We start from the raw sequence: 18,906 nt of genomic DNA, 5'->3' as shown, positions 1-18,906 counted from the left end.
GACGACGGGCCAGGCCGCCGCCGCGAGCACCGTGCTGCCCGAGCGCGCGGCGCAGGTGCCCGCGGCGATGGCGGCGCGCTACCCGGCCGAGGAGCGCGCACGCGTGCAGCGCACCTTCGAGCAGCTGCTGCAGCTGCATCACGGTGTCGAGCGCAAGTTCGGCGTGCCCGCGCGCGACCTGGCCGGGGCGGCCGCGGCCTACCTCACCGGGGCCTACATGGCCTATCACCACACCAACGTGCCCGACGAGTGGTTCCCGCCGCTGGTGGCGCAGATGCGCAGCATCCTCGCCGCCGAGCCGGCACAGGCCAACGCGCCGCTGCCGGTGCGCCAGGAGATGTACGAGCAGCTCGCCATCGTCGGCATGTTCGCCGCCGTGATGCACCTGGGGCTCAAGCAGCAGCCCGATGCCGCCATGGAGCAGCGCATGCGCTCGGCCGGCAAGGACTACCTGGAGCAGCTGCTCAAGGTCGATGCCGACCGCGTGCAGCTCACCGCGCAGGGGCTGGTGGTGCGCTAGCCCGACATTCCCGCCCATTCCCGGGCAACAACAACGGAGGCCGGCCGTGATCTTTCCCGTTGCTCCCATCTATGGCTTTTTCTTCAGGTCCATCGCGATCCTGGAGCCGGTACAGGACACGCAGACGGACCGTTCCGGCGCGGTGCTGCCGGCGCAGGGCCCGGTGCCGGGGCCCAGCACGCCGCCGTGGCAGGGCGTCGAAACCGTGACGACGCGCTGGGTGCTCAAGGGCTACGAATGGCGCCCGGTGGGCGTGTGGTATCCCATGGTCAACCCCGGCTGGGACCATTGCGTGGACAACGACCCGTCCGAGATCCACGACCGCGCCGTGCGCGAGGAGGAGGGCCGCACCGTGCGCCGGCGCGAGCCGCCGGAGCCGGCGCGGCTGGACCCGGTGCAGCAGCCGCACCATCCGACCGCGCTGGAGGAGCTGGCCGCGTCGCTGGCCGAGCCGCGGCCCACGCCTGAAGGAGGCGCCGCATGAACGGCATCCCGACCTGGATGGCGGGCGTGGCGTGGCCGGTGTCGCCGCGCCCGGCCGCCGCTGCGGCACCCGCGACGGAGGCCCGCGGCCCGGCGGCCTGGTTCGATGACGCGGTGGGTGACGTGGACATCAGCGCCGACCTCGCGCCGGCCGCGCGCGGCCTGAGCGTGGAGGCGCATGCGGGCCGCGTGCTGGAGCTGCTGGTAGGCGGACGCGGGCCGGCCTGAGCGTGGTGGACTCTTCCAGAGGCTGAACGCCATGGCTGCTCTGCTGTCCGAACCCCAATGGGCCGCCGCCGCGCAGGCGCTGGTGGACGGCTGCATCGACCTGCCCAGCGACGAGGAGCGCGTCGCGCTGCTCGCCGCCGTGGCGCAGGGGCTGGGCGACGAGCTCTATCCGGCCTTCATCCGGTTGCTGTGGCTCATCGGCCGGCACGGCGACCACGCGGCCAAGGCCGCGGTGGCGCGGGCGCTGGTGCATGCGCTGCGCACCGGGCGGCTGCCCAGCGGCCGGCGCAGCGCCTGGGGCGCGGACATGCCCGGCGGCGGCGAGGCGGCGGCCTGGGGCCGCACGCGCCAGCTCGATCCGCTGGAGTACCTGTGCGCCTGGCATGCGCAGACCGACCCGGTGTGCGCGCTCAGCGCGGAGCAGTTCCACGTGGCCGCGCGGGCACTGATGGACCTCATCGCCTGCAGCCCGGAAGCGCGGCTGCTGTACTGCGAGAAGCTGCTGGCCGACTCGGGCGATCCCATCGGCGGGGCGCTGTCGCGCGCCACGCGCGAGGCGCTGCGCGCACTGGCTCATGCCTGGAGCCAGGGGGCCGATTCCTTTGACGCGAGCGCCCGTTTCCTGTGCACACTTCAGCGCCCGCGCGCCGATGCGCTGTCGGCCCTGGCCGAACGTTGAGCGCGGCGCGCGCAAACTGGACGACCAAAGTCATCCGGGCGCTGGTCAACGGGTTGGCGCCCGTTGCCGTTGCAGACAATCCTGGCCTTCAGGAGGGAGCGGCAGCGCTGCGCGCGCCGGGCCGCCGTTGAGGGGAAGCGCCGAGCGCGCACCGCGGGCTGCCGGCCGGACCGGCGGCCCGCGGCAGCGGCCTCTGAAGCTGGCTGGCGTGTTGTGCCTTCGCGGATGGCTCGCTTGGGAAGGTGAGCCGTTACCTCAACATCCCCGTGCAGGCGCCCTGTGGTGTGCGGGGAAATTTCCAAGCCGTGGCATCTCGTGAGCCGAGCCGTTTCGCCTCCTGCTTCGTTCTGCAAACAAAGCTCAACCTTGCCTGGCCACCCCTGCAAAAAACCAATGCCCGCTTGCGCGGGCATGGCGTGGGCGCTTCCCCGGCGCGGGCCGGGGTGGGGCCGGTGGGGGCTCAACGCCTGAACAGGTCGGCCCAGTCGAAGCGCACGTGGTCCAGTCCCGGGCCGCCGTGGTTGATGTCGCGGCCGGGGCCGCCGTCGAGATGGTCGCGGCCGGGACCGCCGTCGAGGTGGTCGCGCCCGCGCCCGCCATGCAGCTTGTCGTTGCCGCGTCCACCGTCCAGGTGGTCGTTGCCGCTGCCACCATCGATGTGGTCGCGGCCGTCGCCGCCGTGCAGGTGGTCGTTGCCGCGCCCGCCGTCGATGTAGTCGTTGCCACGGCCGCCATCGATGTGGTCGCGCCCGTCGCCGCCGCGCAGCTTATCGTTGCCGCTGCCGCCGTCGATGTAGTCGTTGCCCTTGCCGCCGCGGATGTCGTCATTGCCGCGGCCGCCGAGCAGCTTGTCGTTGCCGCGCCCGCCGTCGATCTTGTCGTTGCCGCCGCGGCCGGCGATGACGTCATTGCCGCTGCCGCCCTGGAAGTTGTCGTTGCCGCCGCCGCCGATCATCACGTCGTCGCCGCTGCCGCCGTTGGCCTTGATGTCGGCCTTGACGTCCTCGTCGACCACCATGACGTCGTTGCCGGCGCCCAGGTTGAACTGCGTGTTCTCCAGTTGCTGCTTGGTCATCAGCTGCGTCTGGCCGTTGACGTTGACTTCGTACAGGCCCAGCTGGCCAAGCAGCCCGTCGGCCTTGGAGACGTGCACGAAGTCGTCGCCCGAGGTGCCGTTGACGGTGTTGGGGGTGGTGGGGGGCGGGAAGCAGCCGCCGGGACCGATGGACATGGACATGGTGGACTCCTTGGTGGTGGTGCAGCGGCCTGGAAGAAGAGGAATTCGGGTGCCGCTGGCCTGTATTTCAGGCGCCGCAGGCCATCGCGCCAAGACGGGACGCTCGGCAGCTAGGCATGGTCCTAATCAGCCAGGCATGGTCCTGGCGCCGCGCCGGCCACGGGCCACCATGCCCGTTGCCGAGGCAACTTTCCGCCACCCCTCGCCGCGCTTGAAGCCGGTGCCGCCGCGGATGCACGCCTGGAAGGCAAGGGTGCACCACGGTTGTGCTTGACGCGCCTCAAGCTGGTGCTTTTCTGCGGGTTGTCCCTAGGACGCGCTCCTGATGATTTGTGGCACGCGCATTGCGAAACAAGCCGTAAGTTTATTTAGGAACGGCATCACGCCATGAACATCGAGGAATGCTTGCCGCACATGCGCGACGTGGTGACTTGCGAAGCCGCGCTGCGCGACATCAGCCTGATGTGGCGGCTGATCGAGGCCACGGCACGCATGACCTGCCCGGACGGCACGCAGGGCCTGCTGTCGATGCTGGCGGCCACGCGCGAGGGTTTCGAGTCGCTGGAGCGCGACCTGATCGCCAGCTTCGCGCGGCAGAAGGTCGGCAACCTGATGGTGGAGGCGGGCACGCCGGCGCGGCATGCCATCGATGCGCTGGTGCGCAACCTCTTCGAGCGCACGGCCGACATCGGCTTCCTGGCCACGGACCGGGCGCTGCGCGATTTTCTGGCCGGCACGGGGATGGACGCGGCGCAGGCTTCGGAGCGGCTGCGCGCCTACCGTGCCAAGTACACCGTTTACGACGCCATCGTGCTGCTGGACACCGAGGGCCGCGTGATGGCGGCCACCGGCGCCGCCGAGGGCGTGGCGCGCTGCGACGACGCGCTGGTGGCGCGCTCGCTGGACGCCGACGGCTACGTGGAGACCTTCGGGCCCACGGCGCTGCAGCGAGACGGCGCGCCGGCGCTGGTGTACTCGCAGCGCATGCTGCATCCGCGCACCGGGCAGCCCGCGGGCGTGCTGTGCCTGGTGTTCGCCTTCGCCACCGAGATGGACGGCATCTTCGCCTCGCGCCACGTGCGCGACGGGCGCTCCAACCTGATCCTGCTCGATGCCGACGACCGCATCATCGCCAGCGCCGAGCCCGACTGGATGCCGGCGGGGCTGAAGGTGCCGGTGAACGCGGGCGAGGAGGTGACGCTGCGCATCTGGTGCGGGCGCAAGTACCTGGTGCAGACCTTCGCCGCCGAGGGCTACCAGGGCTACGCCGGCCCGCCCGGGTGGAAGGCGCAGACCATGGTGCCGCTGGACCTGGCCTTCGACACCGCGGTGGCGGGTGTGCTGGAAGGGCTGGAGGAGTCGGTGGTGGACGGGCTGCTGGCGCACTCTTCCCGCTTCTGCCCGCCGCTGCACGACATCATCGTGGCCGCCGATGCCGTGCGCCGCGTGGTGTGGAACGGGCAGGTGATGGCCCCGGCGCAGCGCCGCGACGAGCGCGCGCTGCGCACGGTGCTGGAGCAGATCACGGACAACGGCTCGCGCAGCGACGCGCTGTTCTCGCGCTCCATCCGCGAGCTGGCCGACACCGCGCTGGCGGCGCGGTTGAGCTCGGCGCGCTTCACCTCGCAGTGGCTGGTGGAGCTGCTGGACCGCAACCTCTACGAGCGCGCCAACGACTGCCGCTGGTGGGCGCTGACGCCCGAGCTCGCCGCCGCGCTGGCCGCGGGCAACGACCGGCTGGCCGCCGACGAGGCCGCGCGCGTGCTCAAGCACATCAACGCGCTCTACACGGTGTACACGCGGCTGGTGGTGTATGACCGCCAGGGCCGCATCATCGCCGCCAGCCACGCGGTGGATGGGCGCGGCACGAGCATGATCGGCCAGTGCATCGAGGCCGACACGCTGGCGGCGGTGATGGCGCTGCCGGACCAGCAGCGCTACCACGTCACGCCGCTGCGGCCGAGCCCGCTCTACGAAGGCCGGCCGACCTGGGTCTATCACGCCGCGATCCGCGAGAACGGCGAGGGTCCGGTGCTGGGCGGCATCGGCATCGTGTTCGACACCACGCCGCAGCTCGAAGCCATGCTGCACGGGGCGCTGGCCGGGCAGGACGAGGCCTCGCGCGCGGCTTTCATCGACCGCGAGGGCCGCATCCTGTGCACCACCGATCCCGAGCTGGCGTCGCTGGAGCGGCTGCAGGACCTGCCGCCGGAAATGCTGAAGCTGCCGCGCGGGCAGGGCGCGGCGCGCATCATGGTGCGCGACGGACAGTACATCGTGCTGGGCGTGAGCGCCTCGCCCGGCTACCGCGAGTTCAAGCTGTGCGACGGCTACGACGACCAAGTGCTGGCCGTGACGATGCAGCCGCTGGGGCCGGTGCAGGAGGGCCGCGCGGCGCGGCGGCGTCCGCAGGCGGTGCCGGCCACGCGTCGCGCCGACACGCGCGGCGGCGTCGAGTACGCAACCTTCTGCCTGGGTGAGGAGCTGTTCGCGGTGCGTGCCGACCAGGTGGTGGAGGCGCAGCCCGCGTCGCAGGTGCACCGGCTGCCGGCGGTGGGCAACATGCACCGCGTGGGCATGCTGGCGCTGCGCCGCGACGGGCTGGTGCTGCGCCACGTGTCGGTGTTCGACCTGGACGCGCTGCTGGGGGGGCCGGGCACGGACCTGGCGGCCGGCGGCCAGGTGGTGGTGCTGCGCGGCGACAACTTCGAGCTGGGCCTGCTGGTGAGCGACCTGCACGGGGTGTGGAGCTTCTCGGCCGAGCAGAGCCAGCATGCGCCCTGGACGGGCGACATGCTGCCGCCGCTGGTGACGCAGCTGCTCACGGCCGACGAGGGCCGGCAGCTGATCCAGGTGCTGGACGTGCAGCGGCTGCGCGAGTGGCTCAGCGGCCGTCCGGCGGTGCGGCGGCTGGAGGAGGTGCAGGAGCGGCCGCGGCTGCTGGCGGTGGGGTAACGGAACGCGGCGCAGTGCTGTCTGGGGAAACCTGGGCTGCCAGGGTGCCTGCGCATGCCGTGGCGCCGGCCGTAGAAAGAACGTCGTCATCCCGGCGAAGGCCGGGATGACGCTGGGTGGGCTGGCGGCCTGCATTGCAGCCGGCGATGCGAACCGGTTTCCAACTTTCTCAGGACAGCACTGCGCCTGTGCGGGAATGACGAGGCAGAGGGCGAGCCGAATTGGCTTTCGGCTGGTGTTCAAAAGTTCGCAGCCCCTCCCGCCTCACCTACGCCACTACTTTCCGCTCTTCCCGGTACCCCGGCAGCCGCACCGCGAAGCGGCTGCCCGCGCCGGGCTGGCTGTGCACGGCGATGCTGCCGTGCATGGCTTCCACCAGGCTCTTGGTCAGCGCCAGCCCGATGCCCGTGCCCTCGATGCGGCTGCGCTCGCGCCCCAGGCGGTTGAAAGGCTGGAACAGCTGCGCGAGCTGCGCCTCGTCCATGCCCAGGCCGTCGTCCTCCACCACCAGCTCCACGTCGCCGGCGCCCACCGGTTGCGCGCGCAGCCGCACCTTGCCGCCGGGGCGGTTGTACTTGATGGCGTTGGACAGCAGGTTCTGCACCACCTGGCGCAGCCGCGTGGCGTCGGCGCGCACGCAACGGGCCCGCGCCGGCGGCATCTCCACCCGCACCGAGACCTCCTGGCGCTGCGCCAGCGCCTCCAGGTCGCGCGCGGCGGCACCCAGCAGCTCGGCCACGTCCACCGTGCCCAGCTGCAGCTCCATGGTGCCGCTCTCGATGCGCGAGATGTCCAGCAGGTCGTTGACCAGCGCCAGCAGGTGCTGGCCCGCGCTGGACACATGGCCCACCCATTCGCGCTGGCGCGGCTCCAGCGGCGTGAGCCGCGTCAGCAGCTCGGCGAAGCCCAGGATGGCGTTGAGCGGCGTGCGCAGCTCGTGGCTCACCCGGGCCATGAACACCGACTTCTGCCGGTTGGCCGCCTCCGACAGCGCCTGCGCCGCGCGCGCCTGCTCGGCCTCGATCTGGCTGCGGTGCGCCAGCTCCAGCTCGTCGAGCATGGCGTTGATGCGCCGGTTGAGCATGTCGATCTCGCTGGTGCGCGCGCGCGGCAGCCGCACGCTGTGGTCGGCCCAGCGGTCGGTCTGCATGGTGGCGGCGCAGCCCACCAGGTTTTCCAGGTCGCGCGTGAGGCGGCGCGCGAAGAAGCGGCCCGTCACCGCCGCCAGCACCAGCGCCAGCGCCAGCATGCCCAGCACCAGCGGCAGGCCGTCCTCGGGCGGCGGCGGCGCCTGCACCGCGTCGGCCCGCAGGCGCACCCGCAGCTTCAGGGGCTGGAACTGGTCGGCCGCGGGAATGTCCACGGCCGGGCGCGCCGGGTCCGCGGCGGCGCCGGCGACGAGCTCGTAGCGCCCATCGGGCACCAGGTCGGCCAGGCGCGTGCGCGCCACCAGCGCCCCTTCGGGCGAGGCCGTGCGCGCGTAGCGCACCAGGGTGATGAAAGCCAGCTCGGCCTGCTCGCCCTGGCCGAAGATCGCCACGGCCGCGTCGCCGCGCGCCACTTCCCGGGCCAGCCAGCGCAGTTGCGCGGCGTCGAAGTCGGCTTCGCGCGTGGTGGCGATGGGCTGGCCCTCGAAATCGGTGAACAGCACCGCCACCGGCGTGCGGCCGATCAGGCCCAGCTGCTGCAGGTAGGGCAGCAGGTACAGCTCCTTGCCCGAGCTGTCCACCAGCGCCGTGGCGATGAGGCTGCTGGCGGCGGCCTGCTGCAGGCGCTCCTGCACGGCGCCGAGCCGGTCGGCCACGCGCCGCGCCTGCTCCGACAGCAGCTGCATCGAGATGGCCTCCTGCGCGCGCACGTGCTGGCGGTGCAGCAGGACGGCCGCACCCATGCCCAGCAGCAGCACCGTGCCCAGCGCCACGAGCACCGCCGCGGCGGTGATGCGGGTGGCCAGGCTGGGACGCGTGTACGGGCCCTTCACTTGGCCTTGCGTGGCTGGTCGTCCACGGGCACCAGGGCGCCGTCCGGGCGGTAGCGCGCCAGCAGCAGGTTGCGCTCGTCCAGCGCCTCGTGCCGGGCGGGGGTGAAGGGTGGGGCGTAGCGCTTGATCAGGCCGTCGTGCTCGCGCAGCTGTTCCAGCGCGTCGCGCACCTGCGCGCGCTCGGTGCTGCCGGCGCGCTCCACGGCCAGCGCCAGGATGTGCATGAGGTCGTAGGCATGGGCCACGCCCACGGGCGCGGCGATCTGCTCCGGGCGCTCGATGCCGTAGCGCGGCCGGGCCGCCTCGACGAAGCGCCGCCACGCCGCGGGTCGGGCCTGGAAGAAGCTGAAGGTCTGGATGACCTGAAAGTCCACTTCCCACAGCGCGGCGCCGGCCTGGCGCACGAAGTCACCGCCCGAGACGCCCCAGTGGCTGAGGATGGGCACGCGCTGCGCGGCGGGCAGCGCCGCCATCTCGCGCACCAGCAGCGCGGCCTCGTCGTCGTTGGCCACCAGCACGATGGCCCGGGCCCCGGCTTCGAGCAGCTGGCGGTAGGGCTCGATCAGCGAGGTGTCGCGGAAGTTGTACCAGGCGGTGCCGGCGATGCGCGGCGAGCGGTTGCGCTCGGTGTACGCCTGCGCCGCCTTGCGGTTGCTGCGGCCCCAGCCGGTGTTGGTCAGCAGCAGCCCCACCTCGGAGAACCCGCGCTCGGCGCAGGCGCGCAGCAGCCTGGGCATGGCCAGGCTGTCGCGCAGCGAGAGCCGGAACACGTAGTTGGGCCGCATGCCGTTGTCCACGATGGCGTCGGCCGAAGACCACGGCGCCATCAGCAGCGTGCGCGTCTCGCGGATGAGCTCTATCTCCTCCAGTACCACGGGGCTGTAGCGCCCGGCGAACACGGCCAGCAGCCCGGGCATGGCGGCGAACTCGCGCACGTTCTTGATGCCGCGCGCCGCGATGGAGCCGTGGTCGCGCGTGACCACCTCGAAGCGCCGCCCGCCCAGCACGCCGCCGCGGCGCTCGATCTCGTCGATGGCGATGCGAACGCCCATCTCCACCGCCTGCGCCGAGCGGCTGTTGTGCAGGCTGAACTCGCCGTCGATGCCGATGAGGATGGGCGCCGCGGCATGGGCCGGCCGCAACCCGGCCGCGGCGCACAGCGGCGTGGCGGCCAGGGCTTGAATGAGATGGCGACGTGAGCAATCCATGGGGTTTCGCAAACAATTGTGCACGGCAATGCAAGTCCTGGAACCCGGGGCCAGCCGTGGTGGGCCGGCCTGCGATCGCGGGGCCGGGTGAGAAAATCCGCCGCCATGAACGCTCCGCAGTCCCTCACCTTCACCCGCCCCGACGACTGGCACCTGCACGTGCGCGACGGCGCGGCGCTGCAATCGGTCGTGCCGCACACGGCACGCCAGTTCGGCCGGGCCATCGTCATGCCCAACCTGCGCCCGCCCGTGACCACCGCGGCGCAGGCCGTGGCCTACCGCGAGCGCATCCTGGCCGCCGTGCCCGCGGGCGTGGACTTCGAGCCGCTGATGACGCTGTACCTCACCGACCGGCTGCCGCCGCAGGAGATCGTCCAGGCCAAGGAAGCCGGCGTGGTGGCCGTCAAGCTCTACCCGGCCGGCGCCACCACCAACAGCGACGCGGGCGTCACGGACATCAAGCTCGCCTACCCGACGCTGGAGGCCATGCAGCGCGAGGGCCTGAAGCTGCTGGTGCACGGCGAGGTCACGAACGCCGACATCGACCTCTTCGACCGCGAGGCGGTGTTCATCGACCGCGTGCTCATCCCGCTGCGGCGCGACTTCCCCGAGCTGAAGATCGTCTTCGAGCACATCACCACGCGCGAGGCCGCGCAGTACGTGGCGCAGGCCGACGCGCACACCGCGGCCACCATCACCGCGCACCACCTGCTCTACAACCGCAACGCCATCTTCACCGGCGGCATCCGCCCGCACTACTACTGCCTGCCGGTGCTCAAGCGCGAGGAGCACCGCCAGGCGCTGGTGCAGGCCGCCACGTCGGGCCATGCGAAATTCTTCCTGGGCACCGACAGCGCCCCGCACGCCTCGCACCTGAAGGAGCACGCCACGGGCTGCGCGGGCTGCTACACGGCGCTGTCGGCGCTGGAGCTCTACGCCCAGGCTTTCGAGGCCGCCGGCGCGCTGGACAAGCTGGAGGGCTTCGCCAGCTTCCACGGCCCGGACTTCTACGGCCTGCCGCGCAACAGCGGCACCGTGACCCTGGTGCGCGAGGACTGGACCCTGCCCGAAACCGTGCCCTTCGGCGACGCGTCGCTCAAGCCGCTGTGCGCGGGCGAGGTGCTGCGCTGGAAGCTGGCCTGAGCGGTTCGCCCGCATGAGTTCGCCCCGCCACCTGCGTCTGCCCGTGGCGCGGCTGCCGCTGCGCGAGGCCTTCGAGGCCATCGACTGGACGCGCCCCTGGCTGGCGCCCTACCGCGCGCACGGCGAGGCCGCGTGCGCGGCGGTGCTGGGCGGGGCCACGGTGGCGCAGGCGCTCGACGCGCTGGCGGCGCGGCAGCCGCTGCGGCTGGCCGCCGGCACGCTGCATTTCGTGCCCCAGGCCGCGCTGCCCGAAGGGGAGGCTTATGAAAGCTTCATCTTCCGTTGCGCGGGCGTGCCCACGCGCGACCACCTGCATGACTTCTTCAACGGCCTGGTGTGGCTCGTTGAGCCGGCATTGAAGCGCCGGCTCAACGAGCTGCATGCGCGGGTGCTGGCCGAGGAGGGCGTGCAGCCGCGGCGCAGCCCGCTGCGCGACGTGCTGACGCTGGCCGACGAAAGCGGCGCGCTGCTGGAGGCGCCGCCCGATGCGGTGGAGCTGCTGCGCCGGCGCCGCTGGCACGAGCTGCTGGTGGAGCAGCGCGCGCGCTGGCTGCCGGGCGGCGACATCCGGCTGCGGCTGATCGGCCACGCGCTGATGGAGCAGTTGGTCGTGCCCTACAAGGGCATCACCGCGCATGTCTGGCCCGGCGGCTCGGCCGCGGCGCTGGCGCCGGGGCCGCGGGCGCTGCAGCCGCGGCCCTTCCTGCCGCTGCCGGTGCTGGGCGTGCCCGGCTGGTGGGCGGCCAACGCGGAAGGAGCCTTCTACGACGACGCGGCCGTGTTCAGGCCGCTGCCGCCGCCAACGGGCGAGCCGGCTTACTCGGTCGGCAGAAAACCTTCGATGGACAGGTAGCGCTCGCCGGTGTCGTAGTTGAAGCCCAGGACGCGGCTGCCCGCATCCAGCTCGGGGAGCTTTTGCGCGATGGCGCTGAGCGTGGCGCCGCTGGAGATGCCCACCAGGATGCCTTCCTCGCGCGCGCAGCGGCGCGCCATCTCGCGCGCGGCCTCGGCCTCGACCTGGATCACGCCGTCGAGCAGCTCGGTCTTGAGGTTGGTCGGGATGAAGCCGGCGCCGATGCCCTGGATCGGGTGCGGCGCGGGCTGGCCGCCGCTGATCACGGGCGAGGCGCTGGGCTCCACCGCGAACACCTTCAGGTTCGGCCATCGTTGCTTGAGCACCTGCGCGCAGCCGCTGATGTGGCCGCCGGTGCCCACGCCGGTGATGAGCACGTCCAGGCCTTCGGGGAAGTCCTCCAGGATCTCCTGCGCCGTGGTGCGCGCGTGCACGTCGATGTTGGCCGGGTTGTCGAACTGCTGCGGCATCCAGCTGCCGGGCTTGGCGGCGATGAGCTCCTGGGCGCGGGCGATGGCGCCCTTCATGCCCTTCTCGCGCGGCGTGAGCTCGAACTTCGCGCCGTAGGCCAGCATCAGGCGGCGGCGCTCGACGCTCATGCTGTCGGGCATCACGAGGATGAGTTCGTAACCTTTGACCGCGGCCACCATCGCCAGCCCGATGCCGGTGTTGCCCGAGGTGGGCTCGACGATGGTGCCGCCGGGCTTGAGCTGGCCCGAGGCCTCGGCCGCCTCCACCATGGACAGCGCGATGCGGTCCTTGATGGAACCGCCGGGGTTGCTGCGCTCGGACTTGATCCACACCTCCGCGGCGCCGAAGAGGCGCTGCATGCGGATGTGCGGGGTGCGGCCGATGGTGTCGAGGATGGTGTTGGCTTTCACGAAAGGGGTCTCCGTCTGAGGGCGGCGATAATGTTGGCTGTGAAGCAGGCCAGGCCGCCGCTGGTGCACTACGCCGCAAGGCGGCACTGGAGGAAGGTCCGGACTGCACAGGGCAGCGTAGCAGCTAACGGCTGTCCACCGCGAGGTGAGGATCAGAGCAACAGAGACGAGTCCGCGAGCGGCGACGCCCGCGGGGTGAAACGGGCAATCTCTACGCGCAGCAACACCAAATAGGCCGGCGATGATGTGGCTCCGCGGAGCCGGCGGGTAGGTGGCATCGAGCCGTGCGAGCGATCCACGGCCCAGAGGAATGGCGGCCACGGCCGCGGCGCCCGCAAGGGCGTTGCGGACGCACAGAATCCGGCCCATCGGCCTGCTTCACAACACACACCAGGGGTTCGCCGGCATCGCGTCCGGCGGGCCTCAAGTCCCCGTATCCATCAAGTGCGGAATCTCCGCCGCCAGCTCCCGCGCCAGGAAGCCCAGCCCGCCCATGCGCGCCGCGAGCTGCTCGCCCGCGCGCGCGTGCAGCGCCACGCCCCACACCGCGGCCTGCTCCAGCGGCGTGCCGCGCGCGGCCAGCCCGGCGATCAGGCCGGCCAGGATGTCGCCCGAGCCCGAGGTCGCCAGGCCGGGGTTGCCGCCCTCGTGGCGCCACAGCCGGCCATCGGGCGCGGCGACGTGCGTGGTCGAGCCCTTGAGCACCACCACCGCGTGCCAGCGCTGCGCGGCCTCCAGCGCGCAGCGCACGGGATCGGCCTGCACCTCGTCTTTGCTCTCTCCGCACAGCTGCGCCATCTCGCCCGCGTGCGGCGTGATCAGCAGCCCGCCCTCGCGCGGCGGCACGTGGGGCGCGGCGCACAGGCCCAGCGCGTCCAGCAGCAGCGGCACCGCCGGCGGCAAGTGCTGCAGCAAGGTCTGCACGAACAGCGGCGCGGCGGCCTCGTCCTGCAGCCCGGGGCCGAAGAGCAGCGCGTTGGCGCGCGGGGCCAGCGGCTTGAGCAGCAGCGCGCCGGCGGCGTCCACGCCGCCGCCTGCGGTTTCGGGCAGGCCGATCACGCGCGCCTCGGGCAGCGCCATGGCCATGGCCAGCGCCATGCGCTGCACCGTGGCCACGGTGAGCTTGCCCGCGCCGGCGCGCAGCGCCGCCGTGCCCGCCAGCAGCGCCGCGCCCGGGATCTCCGCGCTGCCGCCCACCACCAGCGTGCGGCCGCGCTCCTCCTTGTCGCTGCGCGCCCCGGGCTTGGCCAGGGGCCAGCCGCGCAGCAGGTTGTCGTCAACGGGAATCAGGTCCATGCAGCCTCCTTCTGGGGTTGTTGTGGATCAGGGCTTACTTCGGACGGCACGGCAAGTAAGACCCCGGCAGCGGTGGCGCCGGGCCGCCGCGCCCGGGTTCAGGACTTGGGCGCGGCCGGCACGTCGGGCTCGGCCGTGACCGGCGCGCCGGCCTGGCGCAGCGGCGAGACGAAGTTGAGCTGGCGCAGCACCAGGCGGCCGTTCTTGCCCAGCGCGGGGTCGAAGGCGTAGCTGGTGAGGCCGCAGTTGGGCACGTCGGCCTGGCGGTCCGTCTCCAGGATCTGCGCCTCGTCCATGCGCTCCAGCAGGTAGCGCAGGCAGTTGACCACCACCTGGTGCGCCACGATCAGCACGCGCTCGCGCCGGTACTCGCGCACCACCGTCTCCAGCAGGCTGCGCAGGCGCAGGATCACGTCGCACCAGCTCTCGCCGCCGGGCGGGCGGAAGTAGAACTTGCCGACATGGCGGCGCTGCTCGCTGAGCTCCGGGTACTTGAGCCGGATGCCGTGGCGGGTGAGGCGGTCCAGCAGCCCGAACTCCTTCTCGCGCAGCCGCTCGTCCACCACCCAGTTCACGTCCTCGCACTCGATGCCCGCGGCCTCCAGCACCAACTGCGCCGTCTGGCGCGTCCGCACGTAGGGCGAGCACAGCACGACGTTGGGCCGCTCCTCGGGTGGCAGCGCGCCGAACCAGTCCCCCAGCGCCTGCGCCTGCTGGCGGCCGAGGTCCGACAGCGGCACGTCCACGTCGCGCTCGGCGATGTCGATCAGCGGCAGCCCGGCGGCTTCGGCATGGTCGCGCGCCACGTTGCCGGCACTCTGGCCGTGGCGAACGATCCACAGCACGTCAGGCCATTTCTGTTCCAAGGCAGTTCCCGGATGGTTCAAGGCTTCGGTTGAGGACGGCTCCGCCGCGCGCCGGCTGCGCCTTCGCGGCGGGAGAACGCCGCGAAGGCACAGGCTGGTCGGGCGGGAAGCGGCCAGACGGTACAGGGGCCAAGCCGGACGGGCGGCGGGAGCGCGGGGCGAGACGGCGGGCAACGTCCGGCAGCGTCGGGCCCGCGCTTGTCGATGACCGAAGCGGGGCCTGGGCCGCTCGTCTGGGCGCAGCGCGCCTGTCACGGCTTGGCAGAGCGGTTTTGGCAACCGCCGTGCCCAGGTCGTGCCCGTCCTCAGCCCGGCAGGCCCAGCGCCCGGTGCATGGCCGAGGCGGCGATGGCGGCGCCGCCGGCGGCCACCGTGATCTGGTTCAGGCTCTGCGCCACGTCGCCCGCGGCGTACAGGCCTTCGATGCTGGTGCGCTGGTGGCTGTCGGTGAGCAGGTAGCCGTCGTCGTCGTGCGCCGCGCCCAGCGCGGTGGCGAGCTGCGAATGCACGCGCAGGCCCAGCGCGCCGTAGAGGGCGTCGCAGTCGTCGGCGCCGTCCTCGTGCTCGACGCGCACGCCGGCGCTCTCGCGCAGGTGCAGCGCGCGCACGGGCGCGGGCTGCAGTGCAACGTCGGCGGCGGCCAGGCGCCGGCGGTCCTCCTCGGTGAGGTCCACGCGCTGGGTGAAGTAGAGCGTGACGCGGTCGCTGAAGTGGCGCAGGTACAGCGCCTCGCGCACGCCGGCGCAGCGGTCGGTGAGCACGCCCACGTGGCAGCCGATGACCTCGAAGCCGTCGCACACCGGGCAGTAGCGCAGCGCGCCGTCGCGCAGCGCCTGCGCCAGCTGCGGCATCGCGGGCGCGTTGTCGCTCACGCCGGTGGCCAGCAGCACGCTGCGGCAGCGCAGGGGCTCGCGGCCGTCGTCGAAATGCACGGCGAAGCCGCCCCCGATGCGCTGCAGCCGCTGCACGCAGGCTTTCTCCACCCGCGCGCCGTAGAGATGCGCCTGGGCGCGCATGGCTGCGATCAGCTCCGCGCCGACCACGCCCTGCGGGTAGCCGGGCATGTTGTGGCTGCGCGGGATCTTCGCGGCGCGGCTGAAGCCGGCATCGAGCACCGTCACGCTGCGCTTGAAGCGCGCCAGGTAGATCGCGCCGGTGAGGCCGGCCGGGCCGCCGCCGACGACCGCCGCCTCGCAATCGAAGGAATCAGCGGCCATCGCGGGGACTGGTACGGGCTGGAGCGAAGGGTGGCACCGGCTTCAGGCGCCGCCGATGCCCACGTTGACCTTGCCGCTGCCGCCGCAGTCCGGGCAGGCGCTGGCGCCGAGCCGGCCGCTGCCGCCGCAGCGCGGGCAAACGTCTTCGCCGGTGCCGGGCGTGCCGGGAGGCGCCTGGTCGCCCGGGTTCAAGGGCGTGCGGCTGGGATCGGCGGCGGCATCGCGACCGCCGGCGGGTTGGTCGCTGCTGGGGGGAACGGCACTCATGGCAAGTCTCCTCAAGGTCCATCAAAGAGGGTCAAAGGTCAGGCACTGTCGGCAAGCCTCGTTCCCCACCCAGGGATGGGAATAGGTCTTGCTGGCAGTGCCCATGGGACTGCGCGTTGACAAGCCAGAGGCCGGACCGCGGCGCCGGTGGCTGCTGATGGCTGCGGGGCTGGCCTGCCTGGGGCCTGGCGCCGCGCCGCTGCGTGCCCAGGAGCCGCAGACGGGGCCGCCGACGCTGAAGCTGCCGCTGGCGGCCGAGGCCGCGGCGTCCGCGCCGGGCGAGGGCGGCGTGCCCGGTGGCTCGGTGCACTTCATCGGCACGGCCACCGTGGTGCTGCGGCTGGGGGCCTTCACGCTGCTGACCGATCCCAACTTTCTGCACCGTGGCGAGCATGCGCATCTGGGCTACGGCATCAAGTCGCCGCGGCTGACCGAACCGGCCCTCGGCATCGAGCAGCTGCCGCCGCTGGACGCGGTGCTGCTGTCGCACTACCACGGCGACCATTTCGATCAGGTGGCCGAGCAGAAGCTCGACAAGCTGCTGCCCATCATCAGCACGCCGCACGCGGTGCGGCAGTTGGCTGAGCGGGGGTTCAGGTCGCTGCACGCGCTGGCCACCTGGCAGGCGATCGAGCTGGAAAAGGGCGCGGCGCGGCTGCGCGTGACGGCGCTGCCGGCGCGCCACGGCCCGCCGGTGCTGCACGCGGCACTGCCTCAGACCATGGGCAGCCTGGTGGAACTGCTGGCGCCGGGCGGCGCGCCGGCGTGGCGCGTCTACGTCAGTGGGGACACGCTCATCCACGACGCGCTGCATGAGATCCCGCGCCGCTTTCCGGACATCGACTTGGCGCTGCTGCACCTGGGTGGCACGCGGCTGTTCGGCATCCTGCTGACCATGGACGCGCGGCAGGGCGTGCAGGCGCTGCGGCTGATCCAGCCGCGGCGGGCCATCCCGATCCACAACGACGACTACCCGGTGTTCAAGTCCTCGCTGGAGGAGTTCCTGGCCGCGGCGCGCGAGGCGGGGCTGCAGGACCGGGTGCAGGTGCTGCACCCGGGCGACCGTTTCAATTTCACACTGCCTGCGGAGCGCTGGCGCTGAAAAGCGCCGTCGCGACGACGACAATCGCCGCCTTCCGGGCCTGGGCTCGGCGCTGCGGGTTCAGCGTTTGTCCGTGCCCTGCGGACCCTGCTGCGGGCTGTCCTGCCCCGGTGGGCACGCGCCGGGCTGCAGCGTCCAGTCGTCGCTGTCCTTGCCGGTGGAGATCTTCTTGTCGGCGTTCATCGCGGCGCTGGGCGAGATCGGGTCGCTGGCCGGGAAGGTTTCATCCACCGCCTCGTCGAGCAATTCCTGGTAGGTGGGCACCTTCTCCTCGGGCTGCTGGGCCTGGCCCTCAAGGCGCTTGGCTTCCTGCTGGCGGCTATGGGCGTCGGTCGTCATGGTGATCCTCCTGCGCGTGGCATTCAGCCCGGAAGTTGGCAAGCCCTGTTCCTGAGGGCTGGGAAATTCGGCCGGGATTTATTTCCCGTGCCGTGAACGCGCTCAAAACCATGAACCCATCTCAGCATTCACTTTCAGTGGGGGGCGCAAGTCCTTATTTCTGCAGCACTTTTTTACTCTCAAACCGGATTCACTTCCGCAGCTAACTTGTTGATTTCATTGAATTTTTTGCGCCGGAAAAGTTGACCCGGGTGTGCCACTCCGGTACAGTGGAGAAAAGTGGTTGGAAGTGGGGTGTTGTGGCTGGTCATGTCTTTCAGGGTCCTGCGGCGCTGACGCTGGACGGAAAGGGGCGTCTTACTGTCCCTTCTCGTCATCGCGATGCGCTGATGGCCCTGTCGAATGGCCAGCTCACCCTCACCAAGAGTCCGGCGGGTTGCCTTTTCATGTTTCCACGCCCGGCGTGGGAACAGTTCCGCGACAAGCTGCTGCAGCTGCCCATGGCGGCCGACGGCTGGCGTCGCGTGTTCCTGGGCAACGCGCTGGATGTGGACATGGATGGCGCCTCGCGTGTGCTGGTGGCGCCGGAGCTGCGCGAGGCTGCCGGGCTGGTGCGTGACGTGATGCTCATTGGCATGGGTTCGCGTCTGGAGCTGTGGGATCGCGCGCGTCTGGCGGCGCACGAGGCACAGGTGATGAGCTCCGAAATGCCGGCTGCGATCCAGGACTTCGTCGCGTGATGCGTTCTTCTTCTCCCAGGCAACACCAGACGGTGCTGCTGCATGAAACCGTGGACGCCGTGTTTGGCGCGCCCGACGGCATTTACGTGGACGGCACCTTCGGCCGTGGCGGTCACTCCCGCCTGCTGCTGCAGCGGCTGGGTCCGCGCGGGCGGCTCATCGCGCTGGACCGCGATCCCGAGGCGCTGGCCGCGGCCACCTCGGGTGAGGCCGCCATCGCCGACCCGCGCTTCTCGATCCACCACGCCAACTTCGGCGCCATGGCCGAGGTGCTGGCGGCGCTGGGAGTGGAGCGCGTGGACGGCGTGCTGCTGGACATCGGCGTGTCCTCGCCGCAGATCGACACGCCCGAACGCGGTTTCAGCTTCCGTTTCGACGGCCCGCTCGACATGCGCATGGACCCCACGCGCGGCGAGAGCGCGGCTGAATTCCTGGCGCGCGCCGACGAGCGCCAGATAGCACAGGTGATCCGCGACTATGGCGAAGAACGGTTTGCTGTCCCGATTGCAAAGGCGGTTGTGGCTCGCAGGACAGGCGGGCAGCCCCTGCAGCGCACCGCCGAGCTGTCCGCCCTCGTGGCTGGTGCGGTCAAGACCCGTGAGCCGGGGCAGGACCCCGCCACGCGCACCTTTCAAGCTCTTCGGATTCACGTCAACGGCGAGCTCCAGGAGCTGGAGCAGGGCCTGAGCGCGGCGCTGGGGCTGCTGGCCCCGGGCGGGCGGCTGGCGGTGATCAGCTTCCACTCGCTGGAGGACCGCATCGTCAAGACCTTCATGGCGCGCGAGAGCCGCGCCGAGGTGGACCGGCGCGCGCCGTTCGCGCCGCCGGTGCCGTCGCGGCTGTGCGCGGTGGAGCGCATCCGGCCCTCGGCGGCCGAGGTGGCGGCCAACCCTCGCGCGCGCTCGGCGGTG

The 18,906-nt window shown here is 71.8% G+C and carries 19 protein-coding genes and 1 other RNA gene; 11 read left to right on the top strand and 9 right to left on the bottom strand.

All coding sequences use genetic code 11. The annotated features are described in order from the left end of the window. From Q0741_RS21870 to Q0741_RS21855, 4 genes are all read left to right on the top strand, one after another. The coding region (locus Q0741_RS21870) for a DUF6683 family protein (protein WP_298235305.1) at positions 1 to 520 on the top strand (520 nt) is incomplete at its 5' end. 46 nt (positions 521 to 566) lie between these two features. Next, positions 567 to 1,004, top strand: a complete 438-nt coding sequence (locus Q0741_RS21865) for a hypothetical protein (protein WP_298235304.1) — start codon at positions 567 to 569, stop codon at positions 1,002 to 1,004. Further along, positions 1,001 to 1,231, top strand: coding sequence for a hypothetical protein (locus Q0741_RS21860; protein ID WP_298235303.1), 231 nt, complete (start codon positions 1,001 to 1,003; stop codon positions 1,229 to 1,231). The genes Q0741_RS21865 and Q0741_RS21860 overlap by 4 nt, the downstream gene beginning before the upstream one ends. 31 nt (positions 1,232 to 1,262) lie before the next feature. Beyond that, positions 1,263 to 1,910 (top strand): hypothetical protein, encoded by a 648-nt coding sequence (locus Q0741_RS21855; RefSeq protein WP_298235302.1) that lies wholly within the window; start codon positions 1,263 to 1,265, stop codon positions 1,908 to 1,910. Positions 1,911 to 2,370: 460 nt separating this feature from the next. Here Q0741_RS21855 and Q0741_RS21850 read toward each other — a convergent pair whose 3' ends face one another. Continuing rightward, positions 2,371 to 3,147, bottom strand: a complete 777-nt coding sequence (locus Q0741_RS21850; protein WP_298235301.1) for a calcium-binding protein — start codon at positions 3,145 to 3,147, stop codon at positions 2,371 to 2,373. 387 nt (positions 3,148 to 3,534) lie between these two features. Here Q0741_RS21850 and Q0741_RS21845 point away from each other — a divergent pair, with 387 nt between their 5' ends. Beyond that, entirely contained in the window at positions 3,535 to 6,102 is a 2,568-nt protein-coding gene (locus tag Q0741_RS21845) for a chemotaxis protein CheW (RefSeq protein ID WP_298235300.1), read from the top strand. A 268-nt stretch (positions 6,103 to 6,370) separates the two neighbouring features. Here Q0741_RS21845 and Q0741_RS21840 read toward each other — a convergent pair whose 3' ends face one another. Both Q0741_RS21840 and Q0741_RS21835 read right to left on the bottom strand, forming a co-directional pair. Next, positions 6,371 to 8,083 (bottom strand): HAMP domain-containing sensor histidine kinase, encoded by a 1,713-nt coding sequence (locus Q0741_RS21840; protein ID WP_298235299.1) that lies wholly within the window; start codon positions 8,081 to 8,083, stop codon positions 6,371 to 6,373. After that, positions 8,080 to 9,291, bottom strand: a complete 1,212-nt coding sequence (locus Q0741_RS21835; RefSeq protein WP_298235298.1) for an ABC transporter substrate-binding protein — start codon at positions 9,289 to 9,291, stop codon at positions 8,080 to 8,082. The genes Q0741_RS21840 and Q0741_RS21835 overlap by 4 nt, the downstream gene beginning before the upstream one ends. A gap of 105 nt (positions 9,292 to 9,396) precedes the next feature. Here Q0741_RS21835 and pyrC point away from each other — a divergent pair, with 105 nt between their 5' ends. Together pyrC and Q0741_RS21825 are read left to right on the top strand one after the other, a co-directional pair. Then, the gene (gene pyrC, locus Q0741_RS21830) at positions 9,397 to 10,434 is read left to right on the top strand and encodes a dihydroorotase (protein WP_298235297.1); all 1,038 of its coding nucleotides are present in this window, start codon (positions 9,397 to 9,399) and stop codon (positions 10,432 to 10,434) included. Positions 10,435 to 10,447: 13 nt separating this feature from the next. Further along, positions 10,448 to 11,287, top strand: coding sequence for a DUF3025 domain-containing protein (locus Q0741_RS21825; RefSeq protein ID WP_298235296.1), 840 nt, complete (start codon positions 10,448 to 10,450; stop codon positions 11,285 to 11,287). Here Q0741_RS21825 and cysK read toward each other — a convergent pair. Then, positions 11,251 to 12,168: a cysteine synthase A gene (cysK, locus tag Q0741_RS21820; protein ID WP_298235295.1), complete on the bottom strand. Its 918-nt coding sequence runs from the start codon at positions 12,166 to 12,168 to the stop codon at positions 11,251 to 11,253. The genes Q0741_RS21825 and cysK overlap by 37 nt on opposite strands. A gap of 41 nt (positions 12,169 to 12,209) precedes the next feature. On the opposite strand from cysK, the gene rnpB reads away from it, so the two are divergent. Beyond that, positions 12,210 to 12,552, top strand: an RNA gene (rnpB, locus tag Q0741_RS21815) — RNase P RNA component class A. A 39-nt stretch (positions 12,553 to 12,591) separates the two neighbouring features. Here the strand turns inward: rnpB and Q0741_RS21810 are convergent. The 4 genes from Q0741_RS21810 to Q0741_RS21795 all read right to left on the bottom strand — a co-directional run bounded on the left by Q0741_RS21810 (position 12,592) and on the right by Q0741_RS21795 (position 15,814). After that, a complete protein-coding gene (locus Q0741_RS21810) occupies positions 12,592 to 13,464 on the bottom strand; it encodes an NAD(P)H-hydrate dehydratase (RefSeq protein WP_298235294.1) in 873 nt (290 codons plus the stop codon). A 98-nt stretch (positions 13,465 to 13,562) separates the two neighbouring features. After that, a complete protein-coding gene (locus Q0741_RS21805) occupies positions 13,563 to 14,309 on the bottom strand; it encodes a histidine phosphatase family protein (RefSeq protein ID WP_367184162.1) in 747 nt (248 codons plus the stop codon). Positions 14,310 to 14,635: 326 nt separating this feature from the next. Then, on the bottom strand, positions 14,636 to 15,547 hold the full coding sequence (locus Q0741_RS21800) for an NAD(P)/FAD-dependent oxidoreductase (protein ID WP_298235292.1): 912 nt from the start codon (positions 15,545 to 15,547) through the stop codon (positions 14,636 to 14,638). Positions 15,548 to 15,589: 42 nt separating this feature from the next. Further along, positions 15,590 to 15,814 (bottom strand): hypothetical protein, encoded by a 225-nt coding sequence (locus Q0741_RS21795; RefSeq protein WP_298235291.1) that lies wholly within the window; start codon positions 15,812 to 15,814, stop codon positions 15,590 to 15,592. Between the two features lie 103 nt (positions 15,815 to 15,917). Here Q0741_RS21795 and Q0741_RS21790 point away from each other — a divergent pair, with 103 nt between their 5' ends. After that, positions 15,918 to 16,916: an MBL fold metallo-hydrolase gene (locus tag Q0741_RS21790; protein WP_298235290.1), complete on the top strand. Its 999-nt coding sequence runs from the start codon at positions 15,918 to 15,920 to the stop codon at positions 16,914 to 16,916. A 60-nt stretch (positions 16,917 to 16,976) separates the two neighbouring features. Here the strand turns inward: Q0741_RS21790 and Q0741_RS21785 are convergent, their stop codons facing one another. Next, complete coding sequence (locus Q0741_RS21785; RefSeq protein WP_298235289.1) at positions 16,977 to 17,255, bottom strand: hypothetical protein; 279 nt, start codon at positions 17,253 to 17,255, stop codon at positions 16,977 to 16,979. Between the two features lie 299 nt (positions 17,256 to 17,554). Between Q0741_RS21785 and Q0741_RS21780 the strand changes: the two genes are divergently transcribed. Together Q0741_RS21780 and rsmH are read left to right on the top strand one after the other, a co-directional pair. Further along, positions 17,555 to 17,995 carry a division/cell wall cluster transcriptional repressor MraZ gene (locus tag Q0741_RS21780; RefSeq protein ID WP_298235306.1) on the top strand — a complete coding sequence of 147 codons (441 nt, stop codon included), beginning with the start codon at positions 17,555 to 17,557 and terminating at the stop codon, positions 17,993 to 17,995. After that, on the top strand, positions 17,995 to 18,906 hold a 912-nt coding region (gene rsmH, locus Q0741_RS21775), incomplete at its 3' end, for a 16S rRNA (cytosine(1402)-N(4))-methyltransferase RsmH (RefSeq protein ID WP_298235288.1). The genes Q0741_RS21780 and rsmH, both read left to right, overlap by 1 nt.

The organism is uncultured Azohydromonas sp., from assembly GCF_937926365.1.
Classification (GTDB): domain Bacteria; phylum Pseudomonadota; class Gammaproteobacteria; order Burkholderiales; family Burkholderiaceae_C; genus Azohydromonas.
This window is presented reverse-complemented; position numbering and strand designations above follow the sequence as displayed.

Bases quoted from the DNA above. Each gene is read 5' to 3' on its own strand.
- Q0741_RS21860 (WP_298235303.1), top strand. From the start codon at position 1,001: ATGAACGGCATCCCGACCTGGATGGCGGGCGTGGCGTGGCCGGTGTCG.
- Q0741_RS21855 (WP_298235302.1), top strand. From the start codon at position 1,263: ATGGCTGCTCTGCTGTCCGAACCCCAATGGGCCGCCGCCGCGCAGGCG.
- Q0741_RS21850 (WP_298235301.1), bottom strand. From the start codon at position 3,147: ATGTCCATGTCCATCGGTCCCGGCGGCTGCTTCCCGCCCCCCACCACC.
- Q0741_RS21845 (WP_298235300.1), top strand. From the start codon at position 3,535: ATGAACATCGAGGAATGCTTGCCGCACATGCGCGACGTGGTGACTTGC.
- Q0741_RS21835 (WP_298235298.1), bottom strand. From the start codon at position 9,291: ATGGATTGCTCACGTCGCCATCTCATTCAAGCCCTGGCCGCCACGCCG.
- pyrC (WP_298235297.1), top strand. From the start codon at position 9,397: ATGAACGCTCCGCAGTCCCTCACCTTCACCCGCCCCGACGACTGGCAC.
- Q0741_RS21825 (WP_298235296.1), top strand. From the start codon at position 10,448: ATGAGTTCGCCCCGCCACCTGCGTCTGCCCGTGGCGCGGCTGCCGCTG.
- Q0741_RS21810 (WP_298235294.1), bottom strand. From the start codon at position 13,464: ATGGACCTGATTCCCGTTGACGACAACCTGCTGCGCGGCTGGCCCCTG.
- Q0741_RS21800 (WP_298235292.1), bottom strand. From the start codon at position 15,547: ATGGCCGCTGATTCCTTCGATTGCGAGGCGGCGGTCGTCGGCGGCGGC.
- Q0741_RS21795 (WP_298235291.1), bottom strand. From the start codon at position 15,814: ATGAGTGCCGTTCCCCCCAGCAGCGACCAACCCGCCGGCGGTCGCGAT.
- Q0741_RS21790 (WP_298235290.1), top strand. From the start codon at position 15,918: ATGGGACTGCGCGTTGACAAGCCAGAGGCCGGACCGCGGCGCCGGTGG.
- Q0741_RS21785 (WP_298235289.1), bottom strand. From the start codon at position 17,255: ATGACGACCGACGCCCATAGCCGCCAGCAGGAAGCCAAGCGCCTTGAG.